This window comes from Thalassospira profundimaris, from assembly GCF_003326795.1.
GTDB lineage: Bacteria > Pseudomonadota > Alphaproteobacteria > Rhodospirillales > Thalassospiraceae > Thalassospira > Thalassospira profundimaris_C.
Map to the genome: position 1 here is coordinate 171607 of NZ_JPWI01000009.1, position 23822 is coordinate 195428.

The following is a 23822-nucleotide window of genomic DNA, read 5'->3' on the forward strand; positions in this document are numbered from 1 at the left end:
TTGCACATTTCGCCCAATGTGCGCGTCCTGAGAATGAAATAGCATTATTCGGTACTGGAATGCCAATTATTTTTGACAGTTTGGTCTCATGCCAAAATCGACCGCAAAGGCCTGATTTCCCTAGCGTCATTGTGATATGTGAGAAGAAGCTGGACTAAAGTCTAGAGGTGGGCGCAAGCAAGCTTCATCAGAAACCGCGATTTACCCGTTCAGCAGCGCCAAAAGCAACCGCCCCCTCATCAACAATCCGGGGCAGCACAACTTCATCAACCCCGATCACTATGCTTCGCGCTTTGCCGCCATCTCATGAATGAGTGATGACAAACTGTCGCCGCACAAGAGCTTATCACATTCTTCGCAGCTTTCCGCGACGCCCGTCTTGTGGAAGCAATATTTATTCCGCCCGCATTCCTTGGCACGATAAAGCGCCCGATCAGCATCGTTGTAAATCAGCTCCGGATTGCTTTCGCCATCATGACAGGTTGTTATGCCGATGCTTGCACCAACCCGGATTGTCTGGCCGTCAATGATATGGGGCTTTGAAATTTCCTCGATGATCCGGCTGGCCGGTATTGCGGCATCGGTCACTTTTTCAATCAGCGGCAGGATAATCGCAAATTCATCCCCGCCAAGCCGGGCGACAACATCTGCGCCACGCGAATGGGTCTTGATGATTTCGCCAACCCTGATCAGAAGCTTGTCGCCCATCGGATGACCGTATGTGTCATTAACAGCCTTGAAGTAATCAAGATCGAGCAACATCAAAACCACGTTCTTTTTATAACGGCGGTTTAGCTGCACAATCTGCGAAAGCATTGTATTGAACTGATAGCGGTTGGCCAGACCGGTCAACTGATCGGTTTGGGCAAGACGTCTGATTTCTTCCTCAACCGCTTTGGACGGTGTGATATCGGTATGCGTGCCCGACATACGAAGCGGTTTGCCCGCATCATCCCATTCCACAACCTTACCACGGTCAAGAACCCAGACCCAGTGTCCGTCCTTGTGGCGCATCCGGCATTCACATTCGTAATACTCGTCCTGTCTGGCAAAAACCCGTTCAAGCCGCGTATTGGACTGTTCAAGATCGTCCGGATGACAATAGGTAATCCATGTTTCGATGCTGGTATTGCCCAGCTCTTCAAGACGATAGCCAATGATATCGGCCCATCTTTCGTTAAAACGAACATCCCCGATCTGGACGTGCCATTCCCAGGTCCCGACATTGGTCCCCCAAATGATTTCATCAAGGCGCTGACGTTCGCTTGACAGGGCATGGTTCACATCAACCAGCTGTTGCTCATAGTTTTTGCGATCTGTCACATCGAAATTGGTTGAATGGATAAACTGGCGCTCGTCAAGTTCGATCAGGCCGGCATGGATCTGGATGTCACGCAAGGATCCGTTGGCCAGCCGATGCTGCACATCAAAACTTGCCGCTCCTTTTTCCAGAACATCGATAATATGTTTTCTGACTTCACCACTACCATTCACATTAAGATCAAGAATGGTACGTCCGATCAGACCGTCATCCTCAAACCCGTAGAATGCCTTGGCCGCATTACTGGCATCAACAATACGCCCGTCAGCGGGATCAATGAGCAAATTGACCGCTGTCGTATTCTTGAACATCTGGCGATAGAGCCGTTCGCGTTCCTGAATGGCCACTTCGGCCTTTTTCAACGCGTTGATATCGGCAAAGGATACGATGACACCATCAAAGCTTTTGTTGTCTTCGCTAAATAACGGTTCGGCATTGATCCGTATCCAGGAAAACGAGCCATCTGGCTGATTAACCCCCATCACGATATCGGCCTGGCTTTTGTGGGTCGCCATAACCTTTGCCGCCGGATGATCTTCGCCCGGAAAAGGAGATCCGTCGACATGCACACAATTCCATCGCGGATCAATCGGCGTGACCCCGGTTAACTCGTCCGCCGTGAGGCCAAGGATCGAAAGGGCCGCATGGTTAAATTCGACAATTGCGCCCGAAGCATCATGAACAACCACACCTTCGGCCAATGCTTCAAGAAGGCGCTTGTAGCGTCGCTCGGCATCGCGCGATGAATCTCCACCGCGTAACTGGCTCTGTTGTGCTTTCATATTTGCAGCAGGCGTCATTCGGATCGTTGCCTTCAAATCAGTCCAGACCAGCTTTGATCGGCCTGTTTTCATTCCTCACCCACGTTCCACCACATATGCGACAGAACAAAGAAACTAATACTACGGTATATAATACACTTCCATCACTTATACCATTGGAGAGTGCGCACTAATTGATTTCCAGCATAACCACGCGTGTAAAAAAGCGCCGAAACACCAAAACAAGAAAAGGGGCAGTTTCCTGCCCCTTTTCTTGTGAAATCTCTGAAATGTTTCGGCCGGTGTCAGTTGCCAGACAGCAACTCCAGATATCGGCCGGTTGCCAGCAATTCTGACTTGTGGCGCTCACATCGTGCCACGGCCTCGGCATCATCTCCCCACTGCTCAATCGCGTATTCTTCGTCAAGCATCGCGCATTCAAAGGCGTGCTGCGCATCGATCTCGCGCTTCATCACGGCAAGACCAATGACCACGGAACCCGATACCGTGGTCAGACTGTGCAAGGCGGTCAGATGATAGTCATCAAAGCTTTTTACATGGTCCTGCAAACGCAAAAGCGATTGATCATCCTGACTGATCGGCATTACGCCTTCAGTCACGGCAAGCGCAACATCAAGATCGGACTTTGCCCAGTCAAGAAGCGGTTGCCATACCCTGGCCTGACGTTCGATCAGGTCCTTGGGAAATGATGCCCGATAGCATAACAGGTCAGACCGGCCATAGCCGGTAAGTTCGGCGATAACCGCATCGCGGTGCGGACGCACCCGGTCAATGGCAGTTGCAGCCAGCTGCATGATCGGCATGGTCGCCGGTTGAACTTTTTCCCCCTGCGCATCCCATTCAGCAGCAATTTCGCGCGCCAGAATTTCAGAAGGCAGCAGGAATTCTGCCTTTGCAGGTGACTTTACCGCGCGACCATCAAGATGCACGCGCCATCCCGAACCACTGTCATCGGCAGCAGCTTCGGCTTTTTTATAGAAGCGATTGATCGTTTTTGTAAGCATGATCGCCATATGCCTAAAAGCGGCGCGCTGTGCAAGGGCTTTTCACCGCATCAGATTGCAGTTTGGGCGATTATCAATAATTTCTGTATAATTTTTGATCAATTTACCCCATTGACCAAATAATAAACAACTCTACTCTGCTTGATGAAGATTACAAATCCGCAACAAAGCGGGCGCATTCGCGACATGGCATACGAATTGCTGTGTCATCAGGGGATTATTCGGTTGCAGGGTCGGCATAATCGACCCAAAACAGGAGGCTTCTTAACAAATGACGACTTTTACAAACCGGCTCTTGGGTGCAGCACTCGGTGCTGCGGTTGCACTTGGCGCACATTCAGCCATGGCTGAAATGGCGATCAAATTCTCGCTCGACTGGAAATTCGAAGGTCCGGCAGCACCGTATCTTCTGGCCAAGAAAAATGGCTATTTCGATGAAGAAGGTCTGGATGTGACCATTGACTCGGGCAACGGCTCGGTCGGTGCGATCACCCGTGTTGCCAGCGGTGCCTATGATGTGTCGCTTGCTGATATCAACTCGCTGGTTGAATTCAATGCATCGAACCCGGATCGTGCCATGAAGTCGATCTTCATGGTCTATGACCGCCCGCCCTTCTCGCTGTTCATGCTCAAGAAATCGGGCATCACCAAGCCGGAAGACCTGATTGGTAAAAAACTCGGCGCCCCGGTCTTTGATGCATCGCGCAAGCTTTATCCTGCATTTGCTTCGGCAACCGGTCTTGAACTTGATGCCGTAACTTGGGAAAGCATGGATCCGCCGCTGCGTGAACCGATGCTGGTACGTGGCGATGTCGATGCGATTTCCGGCCACTATTTCACCTCGATCCTCAACCTTCAGGCACAGGGCGTTACCAAGGATGACCTGACCGTTTTCCAATACAAGGATTTCGGTATGGACTTCTATGGCAATGGCCTTCTTGCATCGCCTGACATGATGGAAAACCACGCCGAAGAACTGCGCGGTTTCCTGCGCGGTGTTGTCAAAGGCTGGCGTGCGGCAATTGCCGATCCGGCATCGGCAATCGAGGCCCTTAAGGAAGTCGATCCGCTGATCGACCCGGCCCTGGAGCTGCAACGCCTTCAGATGGCGATTGATGAAAACGTCGTCACCCCGGACACCCTTGAAAATGGCATGGGCATGGTCAAAACCGACCGTATGGCCAAGGCAATTGATCAGGTCGCACTCGCATTCGGCTTTGAAAACAAGCCGACCGTTGGTGACGTCTTCACCGACGTTTTCATGCCGGGCGCAGAAGACCGTAAAATCAAGTAAGTCACATGATATTCCGGGGCGGTCGATCATCCGCCCCGGTTTTCTATTGATGACCACCAATCCATAATAAGAACGACCGAGACAAGCAGGGGGAATGACTGCAGTGTCGAAGAGCTTTGTCGAACTCAACAATGTCAGGCTGCGCTATAGTGAAGGCGACGAGCTGGCGCTTGAAACCACCAATATGAAAATTGACAAGGGGGAATTTATTGCTGTTGTCGGCCCGTCAGGCTGCGGCAAGTCTTCCTTGCTTAAACTTGTTTCCGGCCTGATGCCCCCGTCCGAGGGCAATGTCATTGTCGACAACAAGGAAGTCAGTGGCCCGCTCAAGATCGTTGGCATGGCTTTCCAGAACCCGACCCTTTTGCCCTGGCGGACCACGCTCGATAACGTGCTGTTGCCAATGGAAATCGTTAAACCGCATCGTAACCGCCTGCGCAAGCATCGCGCCGAATATGAAGAACGTGCGCGCAAACTTCTGGCCAGTGTCGGCCTTCAGGGACATGAAGACAAATATCCGTGGGAACTGTCGGGCGGAATGCAACAACGTGCGTCACTTTGCCGCTCACTGATCCATGAACCTGATCTTTTGATGCTTGATGAGCCGTTCGGGGCACTTGATGCCTTCACCCGTGAAGAATTGTGGGACATCTTGCAGAACCTCTGGATGGTGCGTCCCTTCACCGTCATTCTGGTGACACATGATCTGCGCGAGGCAGCCTATCTGGCTGATACCATTTATGTGATGTCCAAGCGTCCGGGCAAAATTCTGGTGGCACGTGAAAACACCCTGCCCCGCCCGCGCGATCAGGAAACCACCTTTACCCAGCCATTCACCGACCTTGTCCATGAACTGCGCAGTCACATCCGTGACGTGCGAGAATCCTGAGGGGGCGGGCAGATATCATGAAAAAGAAACTCAACCTTTCCAAAGCAGCCCCGTGGCTTAGCGCAATTGGCCTTTTTGTTCTGTGGGAACTGATTGTCCGTATCTTCAACATTCCGCCCTATGTCCTCCCAACCCCGTCCGAAAGCATCATTGTCGGCTGGCAGTTCCACGAAGCGATCTGGATGCATGCGGTTCACACGCTTTACACAACGCTTGCCGGCTTTGCCATTGCGGTTGTGTTTGGCGTTGTGCTTGGGGCGCTGGTCGGCTCAAGCCGGGCGATATATGATGCGGCAAACCCGCTTCTGGTCGGCTTTAACTCGGTCCCGAAGGTTGCCCTTGTTCCGGTTCTGGTCATGTGGTTTGGCATCGGGACAGTGCCGGCGATCATCACCGCATTTCTGATCTCGTTCTTCCCGATTGTGGTCAACGTGGCTACGGGTCTGGCGACCCTTGAGCCGGAATTGCGCGATGTGTTGCGTTCGCTTGGCGCGACCCGTCGCGATATTCTGGTCAAGGTCGGCTTCCCGCGTGCCATGCCCTATTTCTTTGCATCGCTTAAGGTTGCGATCACGCTGGCCTTTGTCGGATCGGTAATTTCTGAAACCGTGGCATCGAATGTCGGGGTCGGGTATCTGATGCTTTCGGCGTCATCGAAATTCAACATGCCGCTGGTCTTTGCCGGTCTTCTGGTGATCGCGGTGATGGGGATTGCGATGTACGAGATATTCAACGTGATCGAGCGCCGTTCGACCAAATGGGCCAATCGCGGCAATCAGAACATCTGATCGCATTCATCAGACAAATAAAAAGGCCGGGATTTTCCCGGCCTTTTTTGGTCATACAATAGCAAGTCGTGGCTTTGGGCTAGGCCAGATGATCACCAAAGAATGCCATGGTGCGCTCCCAGGCCAGCATCGCATCTTCGCTGTCATAGCGGGCACCACTTGGATTGGCAAAGGCATGGTCGGCTTCGTACCAGTAGAACTGATAATCCGACTTGCCCGCGATCCGAAGGGACTGTTCGAACCCGTCGACCATTGCCTTGTTGATGCTTTTATCAAGGGTTCCGAAATGCCCCAGAAGCGGCGCATTGAGGGTTGCGACCTGTTCCGGAGTCTTTTTGACATTGCCGTAATAGATCACAGCCGCATCAATATCGGTGGCAAGCGCCGTATTGAGCGACCAGCCACCCCCAAAGCACCAGCCAACAGAGCCAACCTTGCCCGTTGAATCCTTGTGATTGCGCAGGAATTCGACCGATGACTGCAATTTGCGGGTCGCGACAACCGGATCAAGCCCCGCCATCAGCGCCTTTGCACCATCGGGCGTGGTTGCTGGCGGCTTGCCATAGAGATCAACCGCAAGCGCAATATAGCCCTGTTTGGCATATTCGGCAGCAACGGCACGGATCTGATCATTAAGCCCCCACCATTCGTGGATCAGGATCACGGTCGGGGCAGGCAATGTTGCGGGCATGGCAATCTCGGCTGCCATCTGATCGCCTTCGGGGGTCGTGATCGTTACTTTTTCAAGCATCGACCCGGCGGCATGGGCGAGCATCGGGTCGGCAAGAATAACAGCAAGCGGCAGCGCAATAGCGCCCTTCAGAAACAGTCGACGGTCCTCATCTGTCGCCTTGGGTGGCGGACCAAGATCTTCGTGGGAACCACATCCATCAAGGGTACACATGTTCAAGCCTCCTCTGATTCTTGTTTTGTGGAATTTCCATCTTTTGCGAAAAGGCAGGGTCTTGGCAAATGACAATCATGTCATCGCCCTGGCCACGCCATAACCCCGAACATCAGATTATTCTGCCCGGTGCCTTTAATACGGTCGCATCACTGCACAAGATCATGTCGGCACGCCAAACTTTGGTAAACTGCAGCTTGCGATTGCACCTCACAGCTGGTTTAACCATCCCGTTACACGCCATTGCCGCAGGGAGACATCATGCGCGATATCGAAACCGTCCTGTTTGATCTTGGTGGGGTTCTTGTCGACTGGGATCCGCGCCATCTGTATCGCAAGATTTTTACCGACCCTGCGGAAATGGAAAAGTTCCTGTCCGAAGTCTGCCATCCGCACTGGAATTTTTTGCATGACAAGGGTGCGCTCAGCTTTGCCAATTCCATCCCGGATTTGCAGCATCGCTATCCGCATTACCACGATCAGATCGCGGCATGGAATGATCGCTGGCCGGAAATGATGAAAGGCCCGATTGAACGCACAGTCGGCATCCTCGAAGACCTGAAGGCCAGAAACAAGGTCCGTCTGTTTGCCCTGACCAACTGGTCGGCAGAAACCTGGCCCCATGCGCTTGAACGGTTCGAGTTCCTCAATCACTTCGAAGGCATTCTGGTTTCTGGTCAGGAAAAACTCGCCAAGCCAGATCCGCAGATTTTTGATCTTGTCTGCGCGCGCTTCAAGCTCAATCCGCGCGAAACACTGTTTATCGATGATAGCGAAAAGAACATCCAGCAGGCACGCGAAATGGGCTTCATGACGCACTGGTTCCGCGATCCGGTCAAATTGCAGCGCGAAATGATCGAAGATCGCCTGTTTTAACAACTGTCCGCCACAAATGACAAAGGGCACCCGAACGGTGCCCTTTATTTTAATCCGGTCAGATATCGGGATTATCGGCGACCATTGCGCAGATAATTGCCAAAGCATTCCCCGAAGACATATTCCCAGCCCGACAGATATCCTTCACGCAGGGCCGGAGCGATATCACCGACATTTTCCCACGCCCTATGTTCAAGGCGGATCACACAGCGCCCGAAATCATTCAGATCAAACCTGACATCAATCAGGGTAAAGTCCCCGACATCCCATCCCGGATGCCAGGTAAAGGACAGGGCTTCACCCGGTTGCCAGTTTTCAATCCGGCCCCAGACGATGTCTTTCTTGCCTTTTACCCGCTCGATAATCTTGCCGCCCGCAACGGGATCAAGCTCAACCGCAAGACAATCCTTTTTGGAAATCGAATGGCTGTCGGTTGGCCACCAGCTGCCAAAGCCCTTGGTAAAGACATCAAAGGCGTCTTGCGGGTCAATCGCCACCACCAGCTCGAAGCTGATCGGGGCCAGTTCCGGGTTTTTAAGCGGCGTCACGATCGTCTTCCCAGATCTTGTCGAGTATGTCAGGCAGATCGTCAAAATGGCTGATCACGGCATGTGCGCCGGACGCGTGAAGCGTTTCGACATCGTGATAGCCCCAGTCAACGCCAATCGCAATCATTCCGGCAGCACGGCCCATCTCGATATCATAGCTGGTATCCCCGACAATAACAGCATTGGGCGCATCGACACCGGTTTCATCAAGAGCTGCCATGAGCATCGCCGGATTGGGTTTTGACGGATGGTTGTCGCAGGTCTGCAAAGTCACAAACCGGCCTTCAAGTTCATTGCGCGCAAGTACCGCGTCAAGACCTCGGCGCGCCTTGCCGGTTGCGACACCGCTCAGCCACTGACGACGATCAAGCTCGGCCAGAAGTTCACGCACACCGGGGAAAAGCGGCTCGTAGAAATCAGGCGTCTGGCGCAGGGTAAAGAAAGCCGTTTTATAAGCCGCAGTCACCGCTTCAATCAGGGCATTGTCAATGCGATTGGGGGCAGCCAGCTTCGTGATGGCTTCGGGCAGGCTCAGACCGATGATCGTACGGGTATTTTCAAGCCCCGGGCAATCCAGACCATGTTGTGCAAACGCATGATCCATGCAGTGCGCAATCGCGTGCTGGCTGTCAACAAGGGTGCCGTCACAATCAAATACAACAAGTCTGAGCGGGTCGGTGGTCATGCGTGGTCTTTCATCCTGAATTTCAGAAAGCCAGAACCTAATGCAAACGGAACCAAAGATCGAGTCCCTGACCAACGCAATGCAGAACCATTTTTAGTCACCCGCGAAGCATTGGAAACCACAGGTAAAATTTGATCTTCTTTTGATCACCTCAAAGACGCGATATTATGATCTTCTGACCTTGTAACGGCGGAGGCAACCCGTGCTCACGCTACGTGACTGCATCGATTTCAGTGATCTGAAGGAGGAAGAAATACTCGCGATTGCCGAGTGTGAGCATATCCCGCTTGTATCGGCCTTGGAGGAAGGCGAAAGCATGGTACACACTGCACATGGTCGCAAACGTATTGCGTGCATGATCAAGGGTCAGGCCGAAATGTGTGAACGCATGGGAAATACGGTTCATGCCCAATATCTGAACCGGGTGCATGATGCCTTCATCAAACGTTTCGGAAAACACTAACTTACCGCTGATAAAGCTCGAATGTCATTCAACGCCTTTTGGTTTTGACCTCTGACAGGGACGAAAAAGCCGACGCACTGCGTCGGCTTTTCGCGGTTTCAGGCCAGATCAAAAGACAGGCGTTATTTCTTGCGCGACCGGGACGGTTTCGCCTTGGGTTTCGGTTTTTCTTCCTTTTCGCGGTGAATTTCCGGCGTCAGGAATTTGGTCGGCGTTTTCGGATCAAAGTTGAGCGCCTTCAAGGTCTCGGCAAAGTGCGGCGGCACTGGTGCCTCGATGATCACGCGATGCCCGGTCACAGGATGCGGGAAATCAATCGCACGTGCATGCAGATGCATCTGGTTGGACAAACCATCAAGGAAGGCCTTGGCCCCGCCATATTTACCATCCCCAAGGATCGGGCATTCAATGGCCTCGCAATGAACGCGCAGCTGGTGCGTACGCCCGGTCAGCGGCGACAGCGCAAGCCAGGCGGCCTTGCGTCCGGCGCGATGAAGCTGACGGAACACGCTTTGTGCCGATTTACCAAGCTTTTCGTCGATGACCATCTTTTCCCCGCCCTTGCCTGCGAGTTTGGCAAGCGGCGCATCAATCAGACCTTCGCGTTCGGCCGGTGCACCAGCAACAATCGCCCAATACAGCTTGCGGGTTGATTTGTCCTTGAATGCCTTGGTCAGGGCATGGGCCGCTGATGCCGAACGCGCCAGCAGCAAAACGCCGCTGGTGTCCTTATCAAGACGGTGAACCAGCTTCGGACGTTCCTTGCTGTCAAGTTTCAGGGCATCAAGCATGCCGTCAACATGAAGCGACGTGTTGGTTCCGCCCTGCACGGCAAGACCGGCAGGCTTGTTGATCGCGAGAACCACTTCGTCATAGAAAATCACGGAATCGCGCAGGGCCTGAAGATCTGCCTCGCTGGCATCGGACTTGGACGGTCCGGCCTGTTTGCGCTGCTGGACTTCGGCGGGGTTATAGGCCCCGTCCTGCGCCCATGGTTCAGCCCCGCCACCGGACATGACCGGTACGGGCGGGACACGGATTTCCTGTCCCGGCTCGACGCGCTGATTGGCCTTGGCACGTTTGCCGTCGACCCGGATCTGACCGCCACGCAGAAACTTTTGAACCTGACCGAATGTAAATTCCGGGCAATTGCGCTTGAACCAGCGATCAAGCCGCAAATCGGCTTCGTCAGCTTTGACCTTGCGCAGAGTGACACCACTCATTGCAGAATACCCCTTACCAGCGCCATCGCGCCAAACAGTGCGGAAATACCAACCACGACAGAAACAATCACATACAGGGCCGACAGGCCAAGATTGCTTCGTTCATATAGGGTCGCCACATCCAGCGAAAAAGTCGAAAAGGTTGTAAATGCCCCAAGAAAACCGGTCACAAGCAGTGCGCGCATTTCCGGCCCCATCGAAAGTTTAAGGGCCGAAAGTTCGATCAGCACGCCCATCAGAAACGAACCGACGATATTGACCGTAAGCGTTCCCCAGGGAAATCCATTACCCAGAAGCGAGCCCATCATCACAGAAACACTGTGACGTGCGATCGCACCAACGGCGCCACCCAAGGCAATGGAAGCGATAAACAACGGTGAAAATTGCATGGCGCGGAACCTATTCTTTCAAACACCAAAAGTCACGCGTGAAAACGTCATGGGCAACAAGCATTATCGCATCCACAGAATTTCATTCTATTTCAACATATTGCAACGCAGACCAGCTCTGTATATTACTTTTCCCTTTATCAACTCGGTCTGAGGGCTCTCATGAAACTTCGTCGACTTGGCATCCTATGTTCCATAGCAGCGTCGCTTGCACTTGGCGCTTGCTCAAGCAAATACCGTACTGACAATCATCAATTGGTGCAAACAGTTGCTCCGGGTAGCAGTTTTTATGTGATGCAACCGGCAGATGGTACTTTTGGGTCGACAAACTATGTCGGTTCAGGCGCGATGCTAACCAACGAAGTTTACAAACAGCTTATCCCCTTTAGCAGTAAAGTCGTGAAAGCAACCTCGATTGAAACCCGGGATGAAGCCTTTCAAAATGCAGCTAACTTGGAACTGGAGTTCCTGATTGATCCGCAAATTCTGCACTGGGAAGATCGCGCAACCGAATGGTCGGGTAGACCAGATCGCATTACCATTCACTATCAAGCCTATAATGTAAGTGATCAAAAAATGCTTGCGACCAGCACTTTGAGTGCAAGCAGCAAATGGGCAACATTTGGCGGAGATCATCCGGTTGATCTGCTTCCGGTACCGACCAAGCAATTCTTGTCGTCATTGCTTGGCAAGTCCATGGATTTGCAAAACTAGAACTGATTTCTCAATGCCTTCAGACAAGCCGCTTCGTGACCATGCGAAGCGGCTTTTTCTGCTTCATTTTCCATGCATGAGTTTGGTCACATCGGCAATCCAGGCCCGGGTGCGTTTTTCGTTTTGCTGGATATCGTCAAGGCCATAGACCGACTGGGCAAACAGGCAAAACGAAATATCACCACCCTTTTCGGGCAGGACAAGCTCGACCTCGACCCAGTCGGGAAAATGGAAAATCGGGCTGCGTGCAAGGAAGTACAGGCGTCCGGGCTCCGCACCGCTGACACCGGTTTTGGCTGTCATGCCGTGTGCGGGAGCCGTTTCGATCATGACATCGGCCAGTGTCGATGCCGCCGCATTAAAATGCGGGCTTTGCATTGACCGGTCTGTTTTGGGCAGCAGATCATCGGGGCAGGCCACGAAGAAGTTGCGTGTTTGCGGCACCGGCGTATCAGGTGCGAAGGTGAATTTGGGCGGCTCACCTGCCGGTAACATATGGTCGATCAACCCGGTAAAGCGAACGACCACAAATATCCCTGTGAGTACTACCAAGCCCCATATTGCAAACATTACCAGTCGTCTCAATCGCACCACCTGTCTGTTTGCACGCAAGCCAGCCCATCTGGCACACGCCGACACGGCGATTACAATAATACGAATTGGGCAGGAATCAAAATGCCCGACTGGGGAACAGTCGGGCACCGGGAGATGCGAAATAGAGCAATCAACGAACGGGGGGGGGGGAATTGGTTTCGTTGATCAGCAAATTCGCACTGCATTCGCAGTCAAGGTTGTTCGATCAGGCGACAGAAGGCAATGCAACTGCTTCGACATTGGCGATGGCGCGCTGCATGGCTTCTTCGGCATTTACCGCAAAGCCGGATGCGTCAATGACTTCAACTTCCGAAATCCCGACGAAACCAAGCACCTGTTTCAAATACGGGGTCGCAAAATCCGCAGGGCTGTTGACCGGCACGCCGCCAGTCGCAACAACAACATAGGCTTTTTTGCCGCCGAGCAGGCCAACCGCGCCGTTTTCGGTGTATTTGAAGGTCACACCAACACGGGCAATCAGGTCAACCCAGGCTTTGAGGGTCGAAGGAACACTGAAGTTATACATCGGCGCACCAATGACAAGGACATCAGCCGCCTGAAGTTCGGCAACCATCTTGTCCGAGACAGCAATTACTTCTTTCTGTGCGTCGGTACGGGATTCTTCCGGGGTGTAGAAGGCCCCAACAGTTTCGCCGGTCAGTGCGGAAATTGCTTTGTCATTGGCATCACGCTCAACGACTTTGGCGGACGGATCGGCAGCAACGATGCGCTCGATCAGTTTGGAAGCGATGTGACGGGAGTTGGAATTCTCACCGTTCACAGATGCGTTCACATGCAGAATATTGGTCATTTGAGGTCTCCAGAGAGGTGTTCGTTTGTTGACCTGAAACTACCCTTCTCTGCCGTTCCTGTTTATCCCAAGACTGTTCACCAGATTGTTTCCAAAATGATAACTAACCAACCGTCAGTTAATCTTTAGGCCGCTTTTGTTGCCGATCCTGACGCAGACGGTCGAAATATTCGACCCGCTTTTTCAGATCGCGTTCAAATCCGCGCTCGACCGGCTCATAGAAATTCTGCCGACGCATGCCATCGGGGAAGTAATTCTGACCGGAAAAACCATCTTCCTGATCATGGTCATAGGCATAACCGGTACCATAACCGATATCTTTCATCAGCTTGGTCGGCGCATTAAGGATGTGGGCCGGTGGCATCAGGGAGCCGGTTTCACGCGCGATTTTGAGCGACTTCTTATAAGCCGAATAACCGGCATTCGATTTGGGCGCCAGGGCAAGATAAATCACAGCCTGGGCCAGGGCAAGCTCGCCCTCGGGGCTGCCAAGCCGCTCATAGGATTCCCAGGCACCAATGCAGAATTGCTGGGCTTGCGGATCGGCCAGCCCAATATCCTCAACCGCCATACGGGTCAGACGGCGCGCAACGAATTTGGGATCCTCTCCCCCGGCCAGCATGCGGTTAAACCAGTAAAGGGCCGCATCCGGGTCAGAGCCACGAATGGATTTATGCAGCGCACTGATCAGGTTGTAATGGCTGTCATCACCCTTGTCATAGATCGGCATCCGCTTTTGCACTGTACGCGCAAGCTCGGCAACGCCAAGCGGGCCATCGTCACTGGGCGGCATCGAAAACAGTTCTTCGGCAAGATTGAGCAAATAACGCCCGTCGCCGTCAGCCATCGCACGCAGGGTTTCACGCGCTTCAGATGTCAGCGGAAGCTCAAAGCCCATTTCCTTTTCCGCACGAACCAGAAGTTCTTCAAGTCCCTGATCATCCAGACGCTTGAGAACAAGCACCTGACAGCGCGACAAAAGGGCGGCATTGAGCTCAAAGGACGGGTTTTCGGTTGTTGCACCAATAAGCGTAATCGTCCCGTCTTCGACATAGGGCAGGAAGCTGTCCTGCTGGGCCTTGTTGAAACGATGGATTTCATCGATGAACAGCAAGGTCGCCCCGCCGGTGGCGCGGCGCCCACGCGCGCGTTCGAACACCTTGCGCAGATCAGCAACCCCGGAAAAGATCGCCGAAAGCGGTTCAAAAGCCATATCGGCCACATCGGCCATCAGACGTGCCAATGTGGTCTTGCCACAACCGGGCGGCCCCCAAAGGATGACCGAGGGCACGCGCCCGGTTTTAATCATCCGGGTGATCGGACCGTCATCGCCAAACAGATGCCCCTGCCCCACCACCTCGTCGAGTTTGGCGGGGCGAAGTCTGTCGGCCAAAGGCCGGGTTACCTGACTTTCAAACAGGGATGGCATAAACGGTCTTCTCGTTACGGGTGGCCGTTACAGGGTAAACTCGCCTGTCAAAACCTTGCCATCACGTTTTACCGCAATTTTCCAGTCCCGGCTGCGTTCGCCTGATTTGACAACTTCCTTCAGGCGCGCGACCGTGTCAATCTTCTGACCATTGATTTCAACAATATAGTCACCGGCCTGAAGACGTGCGCGACGCGCAAGACTGTCGCGTGCGACCCCAAGGATGACCACACCTTCGGTCAGGGTATCAACCCCGAGCTCGTCAGCCAGTGCCGGGTTCATGTTTGAAACCTTGGTGCCGCTAAACGGGTTATTGCCATCAATCACGCTTTCATCGCGAGCCGGTTTTTCCGGTGCGACTTCAAGCGGCATCGACAGTACAGTTTCCTTGCCACGGCGTAGAACCAGAAGTTCTGCATCGTGGTTCAGTTCAAGGGTCGCGATCCGGAATTTCAGTTCATTGGGGTTATCAACCGGAAGGCCGTTTACCGCCACGACAACATCGCCGGCGCGAAGTCCCCCGCGGTCGGCCGGGCTGCCGTCGCGAATAGCACTGATCAGAACACCATGCGGACGATCAAGTTCAAGCGAGGCCGCCAGATCAGCCGTCACCGCCTGACCACTTGCCCCGACCCATGGACGGCGTAAATCGCCACTGATCAGACCGCGCATCACGACCTTGACCATATTGACCGGAACAGCAAAGCCGATGCCGTTCGATCCACCCGACTTTGTAAAGATCGCCGAGTTGACACCAATCAGCTTGCCATCAATATCAATCAGCGCCCCGCCCGAGTTCCCCGGGTTGATCGCCGCATCGGTCTGGATGAAGGATTGATAATCCTGCCCGGTAACACCGGCACGTGCCAGAGCCGACACAATCCCGCTCGTGACGGTTTGCCCTACGCCAAACGGGTTACCGATGGCCAGAACAAGATCACCGACCTCGACTGCATCGGAATCGCCAAACGAGATGGCGGGCAAGGCGCTTTCGACACCGCGCAACTTGAGAACGGCCAGATCGGTACGTTCGTCCGATCCGACAAGCTCGGCATCAAATTCCCGGTTGTCATGCAGGACCACACGGATCTCGCTTGCGCCATCAATCACATGGTGGTTGGTCACAACTGTACCGTCGCCAGAAACGATAACACCCGAGCCAAGAGACCGTTCCACCCGTTGGCGCGGCGCGCCAAATGCACCTCCAAACCGCTCCCCAAAGAATTGCTTGAAGAACGGATCATTGAAGAACGGTGTACGCTGACGCTCGGCGACGACCTTCTTGGTATAGATATTGACCACAGCCGGTGCGGTCTGTTTGACCAGCGGCGAGAAAGACATTTTGACTTCGGCCTGACTGGTTGGCAGTCGGCGATCGTCAGTATGATTTGTCCGGGTTTGGGCCTGTGCTTCCCCGACTGGCGCAACGCCAACAAGGGCGGCCATGGAAATCGTTGCGATTGTCAAAATGGCTGGAATCCATCTTACCTGCACGTCGTTCTCTCTCACTGCTGTCAAACCATGTGATGTGTCTGAATAAAGGATCGTGTTGCCAACAATCCACAGACATATGAATTAGGAAAACAAGATTTGCCGCGCAACATTGGCGGAAATATGAACAAAATTCCTGACAGGCACCTTAAGTGACGTCAGGGTAAAAGGACCAGAATAAAAGAAAACGGGCGACACCATATGGCATCGCCCGTTTCTGTTTCTTAAAGGCCGAAGCGATGCTTATTCAGCAGCTGCTTCTTCGCCTTCGCCCTCTGCTTCGAGGCGAGCGCGGTCAGCCGCGCCTTTTGCATCGACGTTGCGATCAACAAGTTCGATCACAGCCACCGGTGCCGCATCGCCGTAACGGAAGCCAGCCTTGAGAACGCGGGTGTAACCACCAGCACGCTCTTTGTAGCGATCAGCGATTTCGCCGAACAGCTTGGCAACGACTTTATCGTCACGCAGGATCGAAATAGCCTGACGGCGTGCATGCAGGTCGCCCCGCTTGCCCAGCGTAATCAGTTTTTCGACATACGGGCGAAGATCCTTGGCCTTCGGAAGAGTGGTTTTGATCTGCTCGTGGGTGAGCAGCGAAACTGCCATGTTGGCAAACATCGCCTTACGATGGGACGAAGTACGATTAAGCTTACGGCCTTGCATACCGTGACGCATGGTAACTCTCCTAAATAGCCTGGCTTCGCTCACGAAACCGATTGTAAAACCGCGCCGCCACCCTGAGCAAAGTCAGGTCATGCACGTGCGGTGTGGGCAACTAGCCCGCCGGAAATGCCAAACAGTTCGGTCTTTCCGGTTTGGAGCAACAATTGCTCCGAAAACGGCCCGAAGGCCGAAGACCCGTTCTTAGAACGGATCTTCGAACTTGCGAGCAAGTTCTTCGATGTTTTCCGGCGGCCAACCGCCGACTTCCATACCGAGATGCAGGCCCATCTGAGCCAGTACGTCTTTGATTTCGTTCAGCGACTTACGGCCGAAGTTCGGCGTACGGAGCATTTCTGCTTCGGTCTTCTGAACAAGATCACCGATATAGATGATGTTGTCGTTCTTCAGGCAGTTTGCCGAGCGTACCGACAGTTCAAGCTCGTCAACCTTACGAAGAAGGTTACGGTTGAACGGAAGTTCGTCTTCTTTCTTCTCTTCGACAACCGCTTCCGGTTCTTCGAAGTTGACGAACAGGGACAGCTGGTCCTGAAGGATACGGGCAGCAAGTGCAACCGAATCTTCCGGGGTCAGTGCGCCGTTGGTTTCAACAGTCAGCGACAGCTTGTCAAAATCGGTATCCTGACCAACACGGGTGTTTTCCACCTTGTAGGCCACTTTACGGATCGGGCTGAAGATCGCATCAATCGGAATAAGACCGATCGGTGCATCCGAAGAGCTGTGCGAGCTTGCTGCGACATAGCCCTTACCGTTATCAACGGTAAATTCGATGTTCAGCGTTGCACCATCGTCAAGATGGCACAGCTCGAGATCCGGGTTGAGGATTTCGATATCCGCGCCGGTTTCGATCTGACCTGCGGTGACGGCACCGGGGCCGGTCGCCTTCAGAACCATTTTCTTCGGACCTTCAGCATGCATACGCACGCCCATGGTCTTGATGTTCAGGATGATGTCGGTAACATCTTCACGCACACCCGGAATCGACGAAAATTCGTGCAACACACCGTCGATCTGGATCGCAGTCACCGCCGAACCCTGGAGCGACGACAGCAGAATGCGACGCAGCGCGTTACCCAGAGTCTGACCAAAACCGCGCTCCAGCGGTTCCGCCACGATCGTACCGATGCGGCTGGCATCTGTACCCGGAGTAACATCAAGCTTCGTCGGCTTAATCAGTTCCTGCCAGTTCTTTTGAATCACGAGACCCACCTTCGCAACTGGAGCCTATGGTAAGGAGGACAAAAATTTGCCCTCGCGAGAAACGCGAAGGGGCCCGGCGTATCCGGGCCCAAACGCGGGGTCGTCCGCAAAGATCGACGCGATTAGACGCGACGACGTTTACGCGGACGGCAACCGTTGTGCGGAATCGGCGTTACGTCTTTGATCGACGTAATGGTGAAACCGACAGCCTGAAGCGCACGCAGTGCAGATTCACGTCCCGAACCCGGGCCTTTAACCTGTACTTCAAGAGTTTTCATGCCGTGTTCAGCAGCTTTTTTACCTGCGTCTTCGGCAGCCATCTGTGCAGCATACGGAGTCGATTTACGCGAACCGCGGAAACCCATACCACCAGCGGTCGACCAGGAAATGGTGTTACCCTGAACGTCGGTGATGGTGATCATGGTGTTGTTGAAGGTCGCGTTTACGTGCGCGATACCATTCGTAATATTCTTACGCTCGCGGCGACGGACGCGAGTCTGAGGAGCTTTCGCCATTGTCGTTCCCCTACCTTACTTCTTCTTGCCAGCAATCGGCTTAGCCGGGCCCTTACGGGTGCGAGCGTTGGTGTGAGTACGCTGACCGCGTACCGGGAGACCGCGACGGTGACGGAGACCGCGATAGCAGCCCAGATCCATCAGACGTTTAATGTTCATTGCGGTTTCACGACGAAGGTCGCCTTCAACGGTGTAATCAGCGTCGATGACTTCACGAATCTTCAGAACCTGGTCATCAGAAAGCTGATGAACGCGGGTCGCTGCTTCGATTCCGACCTTTTCGCAAATTTCTTTCGATTTCGCCGGGCCAATGCCGGTGATGTAGGTAAGCGCAATCACGACACGCTTCGCGGTCGGGATGTTTACGCCAGCAATACGAGCCACTATGTGAACTCCTGTTTCCTGTTAACAAACCCAAGGGCAGATCCGGTAGGGTAGAACGCTGCAAAAGCGGGCCAGCATCGCTGCTAACCCGCAAGCAAAAAACGCCCTGCCCGGGAAATTACCCCAGGATGGCTTCAATCTCGCGCGTAACTTCGTCGATTTCAGCCATCCCGTCAACTGTTTTCAGCTTACCGACCTTTTCATAGTAAGGAATGATCGGTGCTGTCTGCTTGTGATAAGCGTCCAGTCGCGAGGTGACCGTCTCGGCGTTGTCATCCGCACGGCGTTTGAATTCAGTGCCGCCACATACGTCGCAGACACCTTCTTCAGCGGGTTTCTGGAACTCGTCATGATATCCCTGCCCGCATTTGGCACAGGTATAGCGGCCCACAATGCGGGCAACCAACGCTGCGTCATCGACACGCAGTTCAATCACATAATCAAGTGCCAGACCTTTGGTTTCCAGCATGACGTCAAGGGCTTCTGCCTGTGCCGTCGTGCGCGGGAACCCGTCCAGAATGAAACCACCCTTGGCGTCATCCTGGTCAAGTCGTTCGGAAATCAGACCGATCATCAGATCGTCGGATACAAGCTGCCCTGCATCCATGACTTCCTTTGCCTTCATCCCCAACTCAGTCCCGGCAGCAACCGCTGCACGAAGCATGTCACCAGTCGAAAGCTGGATCATGCCGCGCCCCGTTTCGAGACGCTTGGCCTGAGTGCCTTTCCCTGCACCGGGAGGGCCAAGAAGGATAATATTCATCGTCTTCCCCCTGAATTCCGTAGTCGTTTTTATCGGCGGCGACCACGCAGTTTGGATTTCTTGATCAGGCCTTCATACTGATGAGCCAGCATATGAGACTGGATCTGCGCAACGGTATCCATGGTTACCGTGACTACGATCAGGAGGCTAGTCCCACCAAAGTAGAAGGGCACAGACCATTCCGCGATCAGCAGTTCCGGCAGGATACAGACGAATGCGAGATAAGCTGCACCGATAACCGTCAGGCGGGTCAGAATGAAATCCAGATGATTCGCGGTATTTTTGCCCGGACGGATGCCCGGAATAAAGCCACCGTGTTTCTTCAGGTTGTCTGCCGTGTCTTCCGGGTTGAAAACAACCGCAGTGTAGAAGAAGGCAAAGAAGACGATCAGGCCGATATAAAGCGCGATGTAAAGCGGCTGGCCACGACCAAGCAGTGCGGTCGCCGTCGTCAGCCATTCCGGCGCATTGCCACCCGCAGTGAACTGAGCGACCGAAAGCGGCATCAGAAGAAGCGAGCTTGCAAAGATCGGCGGAATAACACCGGCAGTGTTGATCTTGAGCGGCAGGTGCGAGCTCTGACCTTCCATGACCTTCATGCCGACCTGGCGTTTCGGGTACTGGATCAGAACGCGGCGCTGTGCACGCTCAACAAAGACGATGAATGCGATAACCGCAATCGCCAGAACGATGATCGCGACGATAACCAGTGCAGAAATCGCACCGGTACGGCCAAGTTCCAGAGTACCGGCAATCGCGCTCGGAAGACCGGCAACAATACCGGTGAAGATGATCAGCGAAATGCCGTTACCGATGCCACGCTGGGTGATCTGTTCACCAAGCCACATCAGGAACATGGTACCACCAACAAGCGTCACAACAGCGGTAAAGCGGAAGAACATGCCCGGGTCATGAACAGCAGCACCGGTCGAACCGGTCATGCTTTCCAGACCAACAGCAATGCCCCACGCCTGAACCGTCGCAATCAGCACCGTCAGGTAGCGGGTATATTGATTAATTTTCTTACGACCCTGTTCACCTTCTTTCTTGAGAGCCTCAAGAGACGGCGAAACAGTTGTCATCAGCTGAATGATAATGGAGGCCGAGATATACGGCATGATATTCAGCGCAAAGATCGTCATACGACCCAGCGCACCACCGGCGAACATGTCGAACATGCCCAGAACGCCGCCCGCATTCTGACGGAAAATGTCAGCAAGAATGGACGGGTCAACACCAGGAACCGGAATATAGGTTCCCAGACGGTATACAATAAGCGCTCCCAAAGTGAACCAGATACGCTTTTTAAGCTCGGTCGACTTAGAAAAAGACGACCAATTCAGGTTCGCGGCAAGCTGCTCGGCGGCCGATGCCATGCACTCATCTCCCAATACACATAAACTGGAGGGTCCGGTCCCGCAAATTACTGGAACCGGACCCTCACGAAGTCATTCTAGGCTTATTCTGCTTTTTCTGCAGCGACCGGAGCAAGAACCTTGACCGAACCACCGACTTTCTCGACAGCTTCAACAGCTGCTTTGGAAGCACCGGAGATTTCGATGTTCAGTTTCGCTTTCAGTTCGCCTTTAGCCAGAAGGCGCAGACCGTCTTTCTGCGGACGGGCAAGACCTTTTTCCGCCAGAACAGCGATGGTGACATTTGCACCTTCTTCAAGAACACCGTTATCAACGGCGGTCTGAAGGGTACCAAGGTTCACAACACCGAACTGTTTCTTGAACGGGTTTTTGAAGCCGCGTTTCGGAAGACGGCGATAGACCGGCATCTGCCCGCCTTCGAAGCCATTAATGGCTACACCTGAACGGGACTTCTGACCCTTCTGACCTGCGCCAGAAGTTTTGCCTTTGCCCGAACCGATGCCGCGACCGACGCGGGTGCGCGCCTTGCGGGCACCCGGGTTATCGGCAAGTTCGTTGAGTTTCATCGTTCAACACCTTTTCGATCTGGGGTCAATCAAGCCTCGTCCACACGGACGAGGTGTTTGACCTTTGCGATCATACCGCGAACAGCTGGGGTATCTTCCAGCTCACGAGTCCGGTGCAGTTTGTTCAGGCCAAGACCCACAAGGGTCTGGCGCTGATCAGCCGGACGTCCGATCGGCGAACCCGTCTGGGTAACGCGTACGGTCGCTTTTTTCTTAGCAGCCATATCGAATTACTCCTTTTCGAGAACGGCGGCAGCAGCCGAACCGCTATCGCGACGGGCAACGACGTCACCGACTTTCAGGCCACGCTTAGCAGCGACCTGACGCGGGGATGCACCGTTGACCAGAGCGTCAAGGGTTGCGCGGATCACGTTGTGCGGGTTGTTCGAACCGGTACATTTGGACACAACGTCCTGAACGCCCATAGTTTCGAAAACCGCACGCATCGCACCGCCGGCGATGATACCGGTACCAGCCGGAGCCGAGCGAAGGATAACCTTGCCTGCACCGAAATGGCCCTGCGTATCATGGTGAAGGGTACGACCTTCACGAAGCGGAACGCGGATCATGTTGCGTTTAGCAGCTTCGGTAGCCTTACGGATCGCTTCCGGAACTTCACGGGCTTTACCCGTGCCGTATCCGACGCGACCACGCTGGTCACCGACAACTACCATTGCGGAGAAAGCAAAGCGACGGCCGCCCTTAACGACTTTCGCGACGCGGTTGATACCAACCAGCTTGTCGACGAGTTCGTTTTCTTCACGGGCTTTCGGTGCCTGCTGCTGTTGATTCTGGTTACGTGCCATGGTCGTGCTCCTTAGAAGTCCAGACCGCCCTCACGGGCGGCATCGGCCAGAGCTTTCACCCGGCCATGGAACAGATACCCGCCACGATCGAATACGACCGTTTTCACACCAGCTTTGACTGCGCGCTCGGCAATAGCTTTGCCAACCAGAGCAGCGGCTTCGGCATTGCTGCCTTTGCCTGCCAGATCTTTCTCCGCGGTCGAAGCAGCCACCAGGGTGGTGCCAGCGACATCGTCGATGATCTGAGCATAGATGTGAGCGTTCGAACGGTGCACGCTGAGGCGCGGGCGACCGGCCGCTTTCTGGCGGATCGCAAAACGAACGCGACGCTTGCGGCGTTCGAAGAGGCTTCTCACGTTTTTCATCGTGCCTGTCCTTACTTCTTCTTGCCTTCTTTGCGCAAGATATACTCGCCTTCGTAACGGACACCCTTGCCTTTGTAAGGCTCCGGACCGCGCCAGCCGCGTGCATTTGCAGCGAACTGACCAACGAGCTGTTTATCTGCGCCAGAGATGGCGATAAGGGTCGGCTTTTCAGCAACAACGTTCAGACCCGCAGGGATCTCCATTTCAACGTCGTGTGAGAAGCCAAGCTGCAGAACCAGGTTTTTGCCCTGTACCTGCGCACGGTAACCAACACCGGTGATTTCCAGTTTCTTGGTAAAACCTTCCGAGACCCCGGTGACGAGGTTCGCGATGTTCGCACGGGTGGTACCCCAAAGGGCACGAGCGCGCTTGCTATCGTTGTTCGGTTTCACCCAGAGCTGGTTGTCTTCCTGGGTAACGGTTACGTCCGAGGTCAAGGTAAGGTTAAGCTCACCGAGCTTGCCTTTTGCACTGATCTGCTCTTCGGTCAAGGTGATGGTAACGCCGTTAGGCACAACCACCGGATTTTTTCCTACTCGCGACATCGTGGCCCTCCTTAGAATACTTTACAGAGGATTTCGCCGCCGACATTCTGCTCGCGAGCCTCCTGATCCGATAGAACCCCTTTCGGAGTGGACAGGACTGCGATGCCGAGTCCGTTATATACCTTCGGAAGATCCTTGATCTTCGAATATACACGACGGCCCGGGGTCGAGACGCGGTCGATCTGCTTAATCACGGCATCGCCCTCAAAATATTTGAGTTCGATGGTGATTTCGCTGACGCCCTTGCGAATTTCACTAACATTATAACCGCGGATATAACCTTCGCGCTGGAGAACATCCAGCACACCGGTACGCAGTTTCGAAGCCGGCGAGACAACGCTGGATTTACCAACGCGCTGACCGTTACGGATACGCGTGAGCATATCACCGACTGGATCAGTCATCGACATGTGATG

The 23822-nt window shown here is 53.9% G+C and carries 29 protein-coding genes; 6 read left to right on the forward strand and 23 right to left on the reverse strand.

Features of this window, described 5'->3' with window-relative positions:
• Positions 1-279 precede the first annotated feature (279 nt).
• Both TH30_RS14655 and TH30_RS14660 read right to left on the reverse strand, forming a co-directional pair.
• The gene (locus TH30_RS14655) at positions 280-2121 is read right to left on the reverse strand and encodes a sensor domain-containing protein (RefSeq protein WP_181850308.1); all 1842 of its coding nucleotides are present in this window, start codon (positions 2119-2121) and stop codon (positions 280-282) included.
• Positions 2122-2387: 266 nt separating this feature from the next.
• Positions 2388-3107, reverse strand: a complete 720-nt coding sequence (locus tag TH30_RS14660; protein ID WP_258548736.1) for an ATP12 family chaperone protein — start codon at positions 3105-3107, stop codon at positions 2388-2390.
• Positions 3108-3378: 271 nt separating this feature from the next.
• Here TH30_RS14660 and TH30_RS14665 point away from each other — a divergent pair, with 271 nt between their 5' ends.
• The 3 genes from TH30_RS14665 (at position 3379) to TH30_RS14675 (ending at position 6078) form a co-directional block, all read left to right on the forward strand.
• Positions 3379-4401, forward strand: coding sequence for an ABC transporter substrate-binding protein (locus tag TH30_RS14665; RefSeq protein WP_114098845.1), 1023 nt, complete (start codon positions 3379-3381; stop codon positions 4399-4401).
• A 94-nt stretch (positions 4402-4495) separates the two neighbouring features.
• Positions 4496-5290, forward strand: a complete 795-nt coding sequence (locus TH30_RS14670) for an ABC transporter ATP-binding protein (protein ID WP_220150327.1) — start codon at positions 4496-4498, stop codon at positions 5288-5290.
• A 17-nt stretch (positions 5291-5307) separates the two neighbouring features.
• Entirely contained in the window at positions 5308-6078 is a 771-nt protein-coding gene (locus tag TH30_RS14675; RefSeq protein WP_114098846.1) for an ABC transporter permease, read from the forward strand.
• Between the two features lie 79 nt (positions 6079-6157).
• On the opposite strand, the gene TH30_RS14680 is transcribed toward TH30_RS14675, so the two are convergent.
• Complete coding sequence (locus tag TH30_RS14680; protein WP_114098847.1) at positions 6158-6982, reverse strand: dienelactone hydrolase family protein; 825 nt, start codon at positions 6980-6982, stop codon at positions 6158-6160.
• 261 nt (positions 6983-7243) lie between these two features.
• On the opposite strand from TH30_RS14680, the gene TH30_RS14685 reads away from it, so the two are divergent.
• The gene (locus TH30_RS14685; RefSeq protein ID WP_114098848.1) at positions 7244-7858 is read left to right on the forward strand and encodes an HAD family hydrolase; all 615 of its coding nucleotides are present in this window, start codon (positions 7244-7246) and stop codon (positions 7856-7858) included.
• 71 nt (positions 7859-7929) lie between these two features.
• On the opposite strand, the gene TH30_RS14690 is transcribed toward TH30_RS14685, so the two are convergent.
• Together TH30_RS14690 and TH30_RS14695 are read right to left on the reverse strand one after the other, a co-directional pair.
• Positions 7930-8406 carry an SRPBCC family protein gene (locus tag TH30_RS14690; RefSeq protein ID WP_114098849.1) on the reverse strand — a complete coding sequence of 159 codons (477 nt, stop codon included), beginning with the start codon at positions 8404-8406 and terminating at the stop codon, positions 7930-7932.
• Complete coding sequence (locus tag TH30_RS14695; protein ID WP_114098850.1) at positions 8393-9091, reverse strand: HAD-IA family hydrolase; 699 nt, start codon at positions 9089-9091, stop codon at positions 8393-8395. Before TH30_RS14695 ends, TH30_RS14690 begins: the two co-directional genes overlap by 14 nt.
• A 202-nt stretch (positions 9092-9293) precedes the next feature.
• Here TH30_RS14695 and TH30_RS14700 point away from each other — a divergent pair, with 202 nt between their 5' ends.
• Complete coding sequence (locus TH30_RS14700; RefSeq protein ID WP_114098851.1) at positions 9294-9554, forward strand: hypothetical protein; 261 nt, start codon at positions 9294-9296, stop codon at positions 9552-9554.
• A 122-nt stretch (positions 9555-9676) separates the two neighbouring features.
• On the opposite strand, the gene TH30_RS14705 is transcribed toward TH30_RS14700, so the two are convergent.
• Entirely contained in the window at positions 9677-10777 is a 1101-nt protein-coding gene (locus TH30_RS14705; protein ID WP_114098852.1) for an RluA family pseudouridine synthase, read from the reverse strand.
• Positions 10774-11166, reverse strand: coding sequence for a fluoride efflux transporter CrcB (crcB, locus tag TH30_RS14710; protein ID WP_114098853.1), 393 nt, complete (start codon positions 11164-11166; stop codon positions 10774-10776). Before crcB ends, TH30_RS14705 begins: the two co-directional genes overlap by 4 nt.
• Before the next feature lie 162 nt (positions 11167-11328).
• Between crcB and TH30_RS14715 the strand changes: the two genes are divergently transcribed.
• Positions 11329-11880: a DUF4823 domain-containing protein gene (locus TH30_RS14715; RefSeq protein ID WP_114098854.1), complete on the forward strand. Its 552-nt coding sequence runs from the start codon at positions 11329-11331 to the stop codon at positions 11878-11880.
• A 63-nt stretch (positions 11881-11943) separates the two neighbouring features.
• Here TH30_RS14715 and TH30_RS14720 read toward each other — a convergent pair whose 3' ends face one another.
• The 16 genes from TH30_RS14720 to rpsH form a co-directional block, all read right to left on the reverse strand.
• Positions 11944-12432 carry a DUF1499 domain-containing protein gene (locus tag TH30_RS14720; protein ID WP_181850311.1) on the reverse strand — a complete coding sequence of 163 codons (489 nt, stop codon included), beginning with the start codon at positions 12430-12432 and terminating at the stop codon, positions 11944-11946.
• Positions 12433-12679: 247 nt separating this feature from the next.
• The gene (locus TH30_RS14725; protein WP_114098856.1) at positions 12680-13285 is read right to left on the reverse strand and encodes an FMN-dependent NADH-azoreductase; all 606 of its coding nucleotides are present in this window, start codon (positions 13283-13285) and stop codon (positions 12680-12682) included.
• A gap of 118 nt (positions 13286-13403) precedes the next feature.
• Positions 13404-14714, reverse strand: a complete 1311-nt coding sequence (locus TH30_RS14730; protein ID WP_114098857.1) for a replication-associated recombination protein A — start codon at positions 14712-14714, stop codon at positions 13404-13406.
• A gap of 27 nt (positions 14715-14741) precedes the next feature.
• A complete protein-coding gene (locus TH30_RS14735) occupies positions 14742-16181 on the reverse strand; it encodes a DegQ family serine endoprotease (protein ID WP_258548737.1) in 1440 nt (479 codons plus the stop codon).
• Between the two features lie 267 nt (positions 16182-16448).
• Positions 16449-16880 carry a 50S ribosomal protein L17 gene (rplQ, locus tag TH30_RS14740; RefSeq protein WP_114098859.1) on the reverse strand — a complete coding sequence of 144 codons (432 nt, stop codon included), beginning with the start codon at positions 16878-16880 and terminating at the stop codon, positions 16449-16451.
• Between the two features lie 189 nt (positions 16881-17069).
• Entirely contained in the window at positions 17070-18086 is a 1017-nt protein-coding gene (locus tag TH30_RS14745) for a DNA-directed RNA polymerase subunit alpha (protein WP_114098889.1), read from the reverse strand.
• A gap of 122 nt (positions 18087-18208) precedes the next feature.
• Positions 18209-18601 (reverse strand): 30S ribosomal protein S11, encoded by a 393-nt coding sequence (gene rpsK, locus TH30_RS14750; RefSeq protein ID WP_044828432.1) that lies wholly within the window; start codon positions 18599-18601, stop codon positions 18209-18211.
• 15 nt (positions 18602-18616) lie between these two features.
• A complete protein-coding gene (gene rpsM, locus TH30_RS14755) occupies positions 18617-18985 on the reverse strand; it encodes a 30S ribosomal protein S13 (protein ID WP_114098860.1) in 369 nt (122 codons plus the stop codon).
• A gap of 118 nt (positions 18986-19103) precedes the next feature.
• Positions 19104-19748 (reverse strand): adenylate kinase, encoded by a 645-nt coding sequence (locus TH30_RS14760; RefSeq protein ID WP_114098861.1) that lies wholly within the window; start codon positions 19746-19748, stop codon positions 19104-19106.
• 29 nt (positions 19749-19777) lie between these two features.
• Positions 19778-21124: a preprotein translocase subunit SecY gene (gene secY / locus TH30_RS14765; protein WP_114098862.1), complete on the reverse strand. Its 1347-nt coding sequence runs from the start codon at positions 21122-21124 to the stop codon at positions 19778-19780.
• A gap of 83 nt (positions 21125-21207) precedes the next feature.
• The gene (gene rplO, locus TH30_RS14770) at positions 21208-21690 is read right to left on the reverse strand and encodes a 50S ribosomal protein L15 (protein ID WP_114098863.1); all 483 of its coding nucleotides are present in this window, start codon (positions 21688-21690) and stop codon (positions 21208-21210) included.
• A gap of 29 nt (positions 21691-21719) precedes the next feature.
• The gene (gene rpmD, locus TH30_RS14775; RefSeq protein ID WP_007091489.1) at positions 21720-21914 is read right to left on the reverse strand and encodes a 50S ribosomal protein L30; all 195 of its coding nucleotides are present in this window, start codon (positions 21912-21914) and stop codon (positions 21720-21722) included.
• 6 nt (positions 21915-21920) lie between these two features.
• A complete protein-coding gene (gene rpsE, locus TH30_RS14780; protein WP_008892191.1) occupies positions 21921-22496 on the reverse strand; it encodes a 30S ribosomal protein S5 in 576 nt (191 codons plus the stop codon).
• Between the two features lie 11 nt (positions 22497-22507).
• Positions 22508-22861, reverse strand: a complete 354-nt coding sequence (rplR, locus tag TH30_RS14785) for a 50S ribosomal protein L18 (RefSeq protein ID WP_114098864.1) — start codon at positions 22859-22861, stop codon at positions 22508-22510.
• A gap of 11 nt (positions 22862-22872) precedes the next feature.
• Positions 22873-23406: a 50S ribosomal protein L6 gene (gene rplF / locus TH30_RS14790; protein ID WP_114098865.1), complete on the reverse strand. Its 534-nt coding sequence runs from the start codon at positions 23404-23406 to the stop codon at positions 22873-22875.
• An 11-nt stretch (positions 23407-23417) separates the two neighbouring features.
• Positions 23418-23816 (reverse strand): 30S ribosomal protein S8, encoded by a 399-nt coding sequence (rpsH, locus tag TH30_RS14795; protein WP_114098866.1) that lies wholly within the window; start codon positions 23814-23816, stop codon positions 23418-23420.
• Positions 23817-23822: the final 6 nt, after the last annotated feature.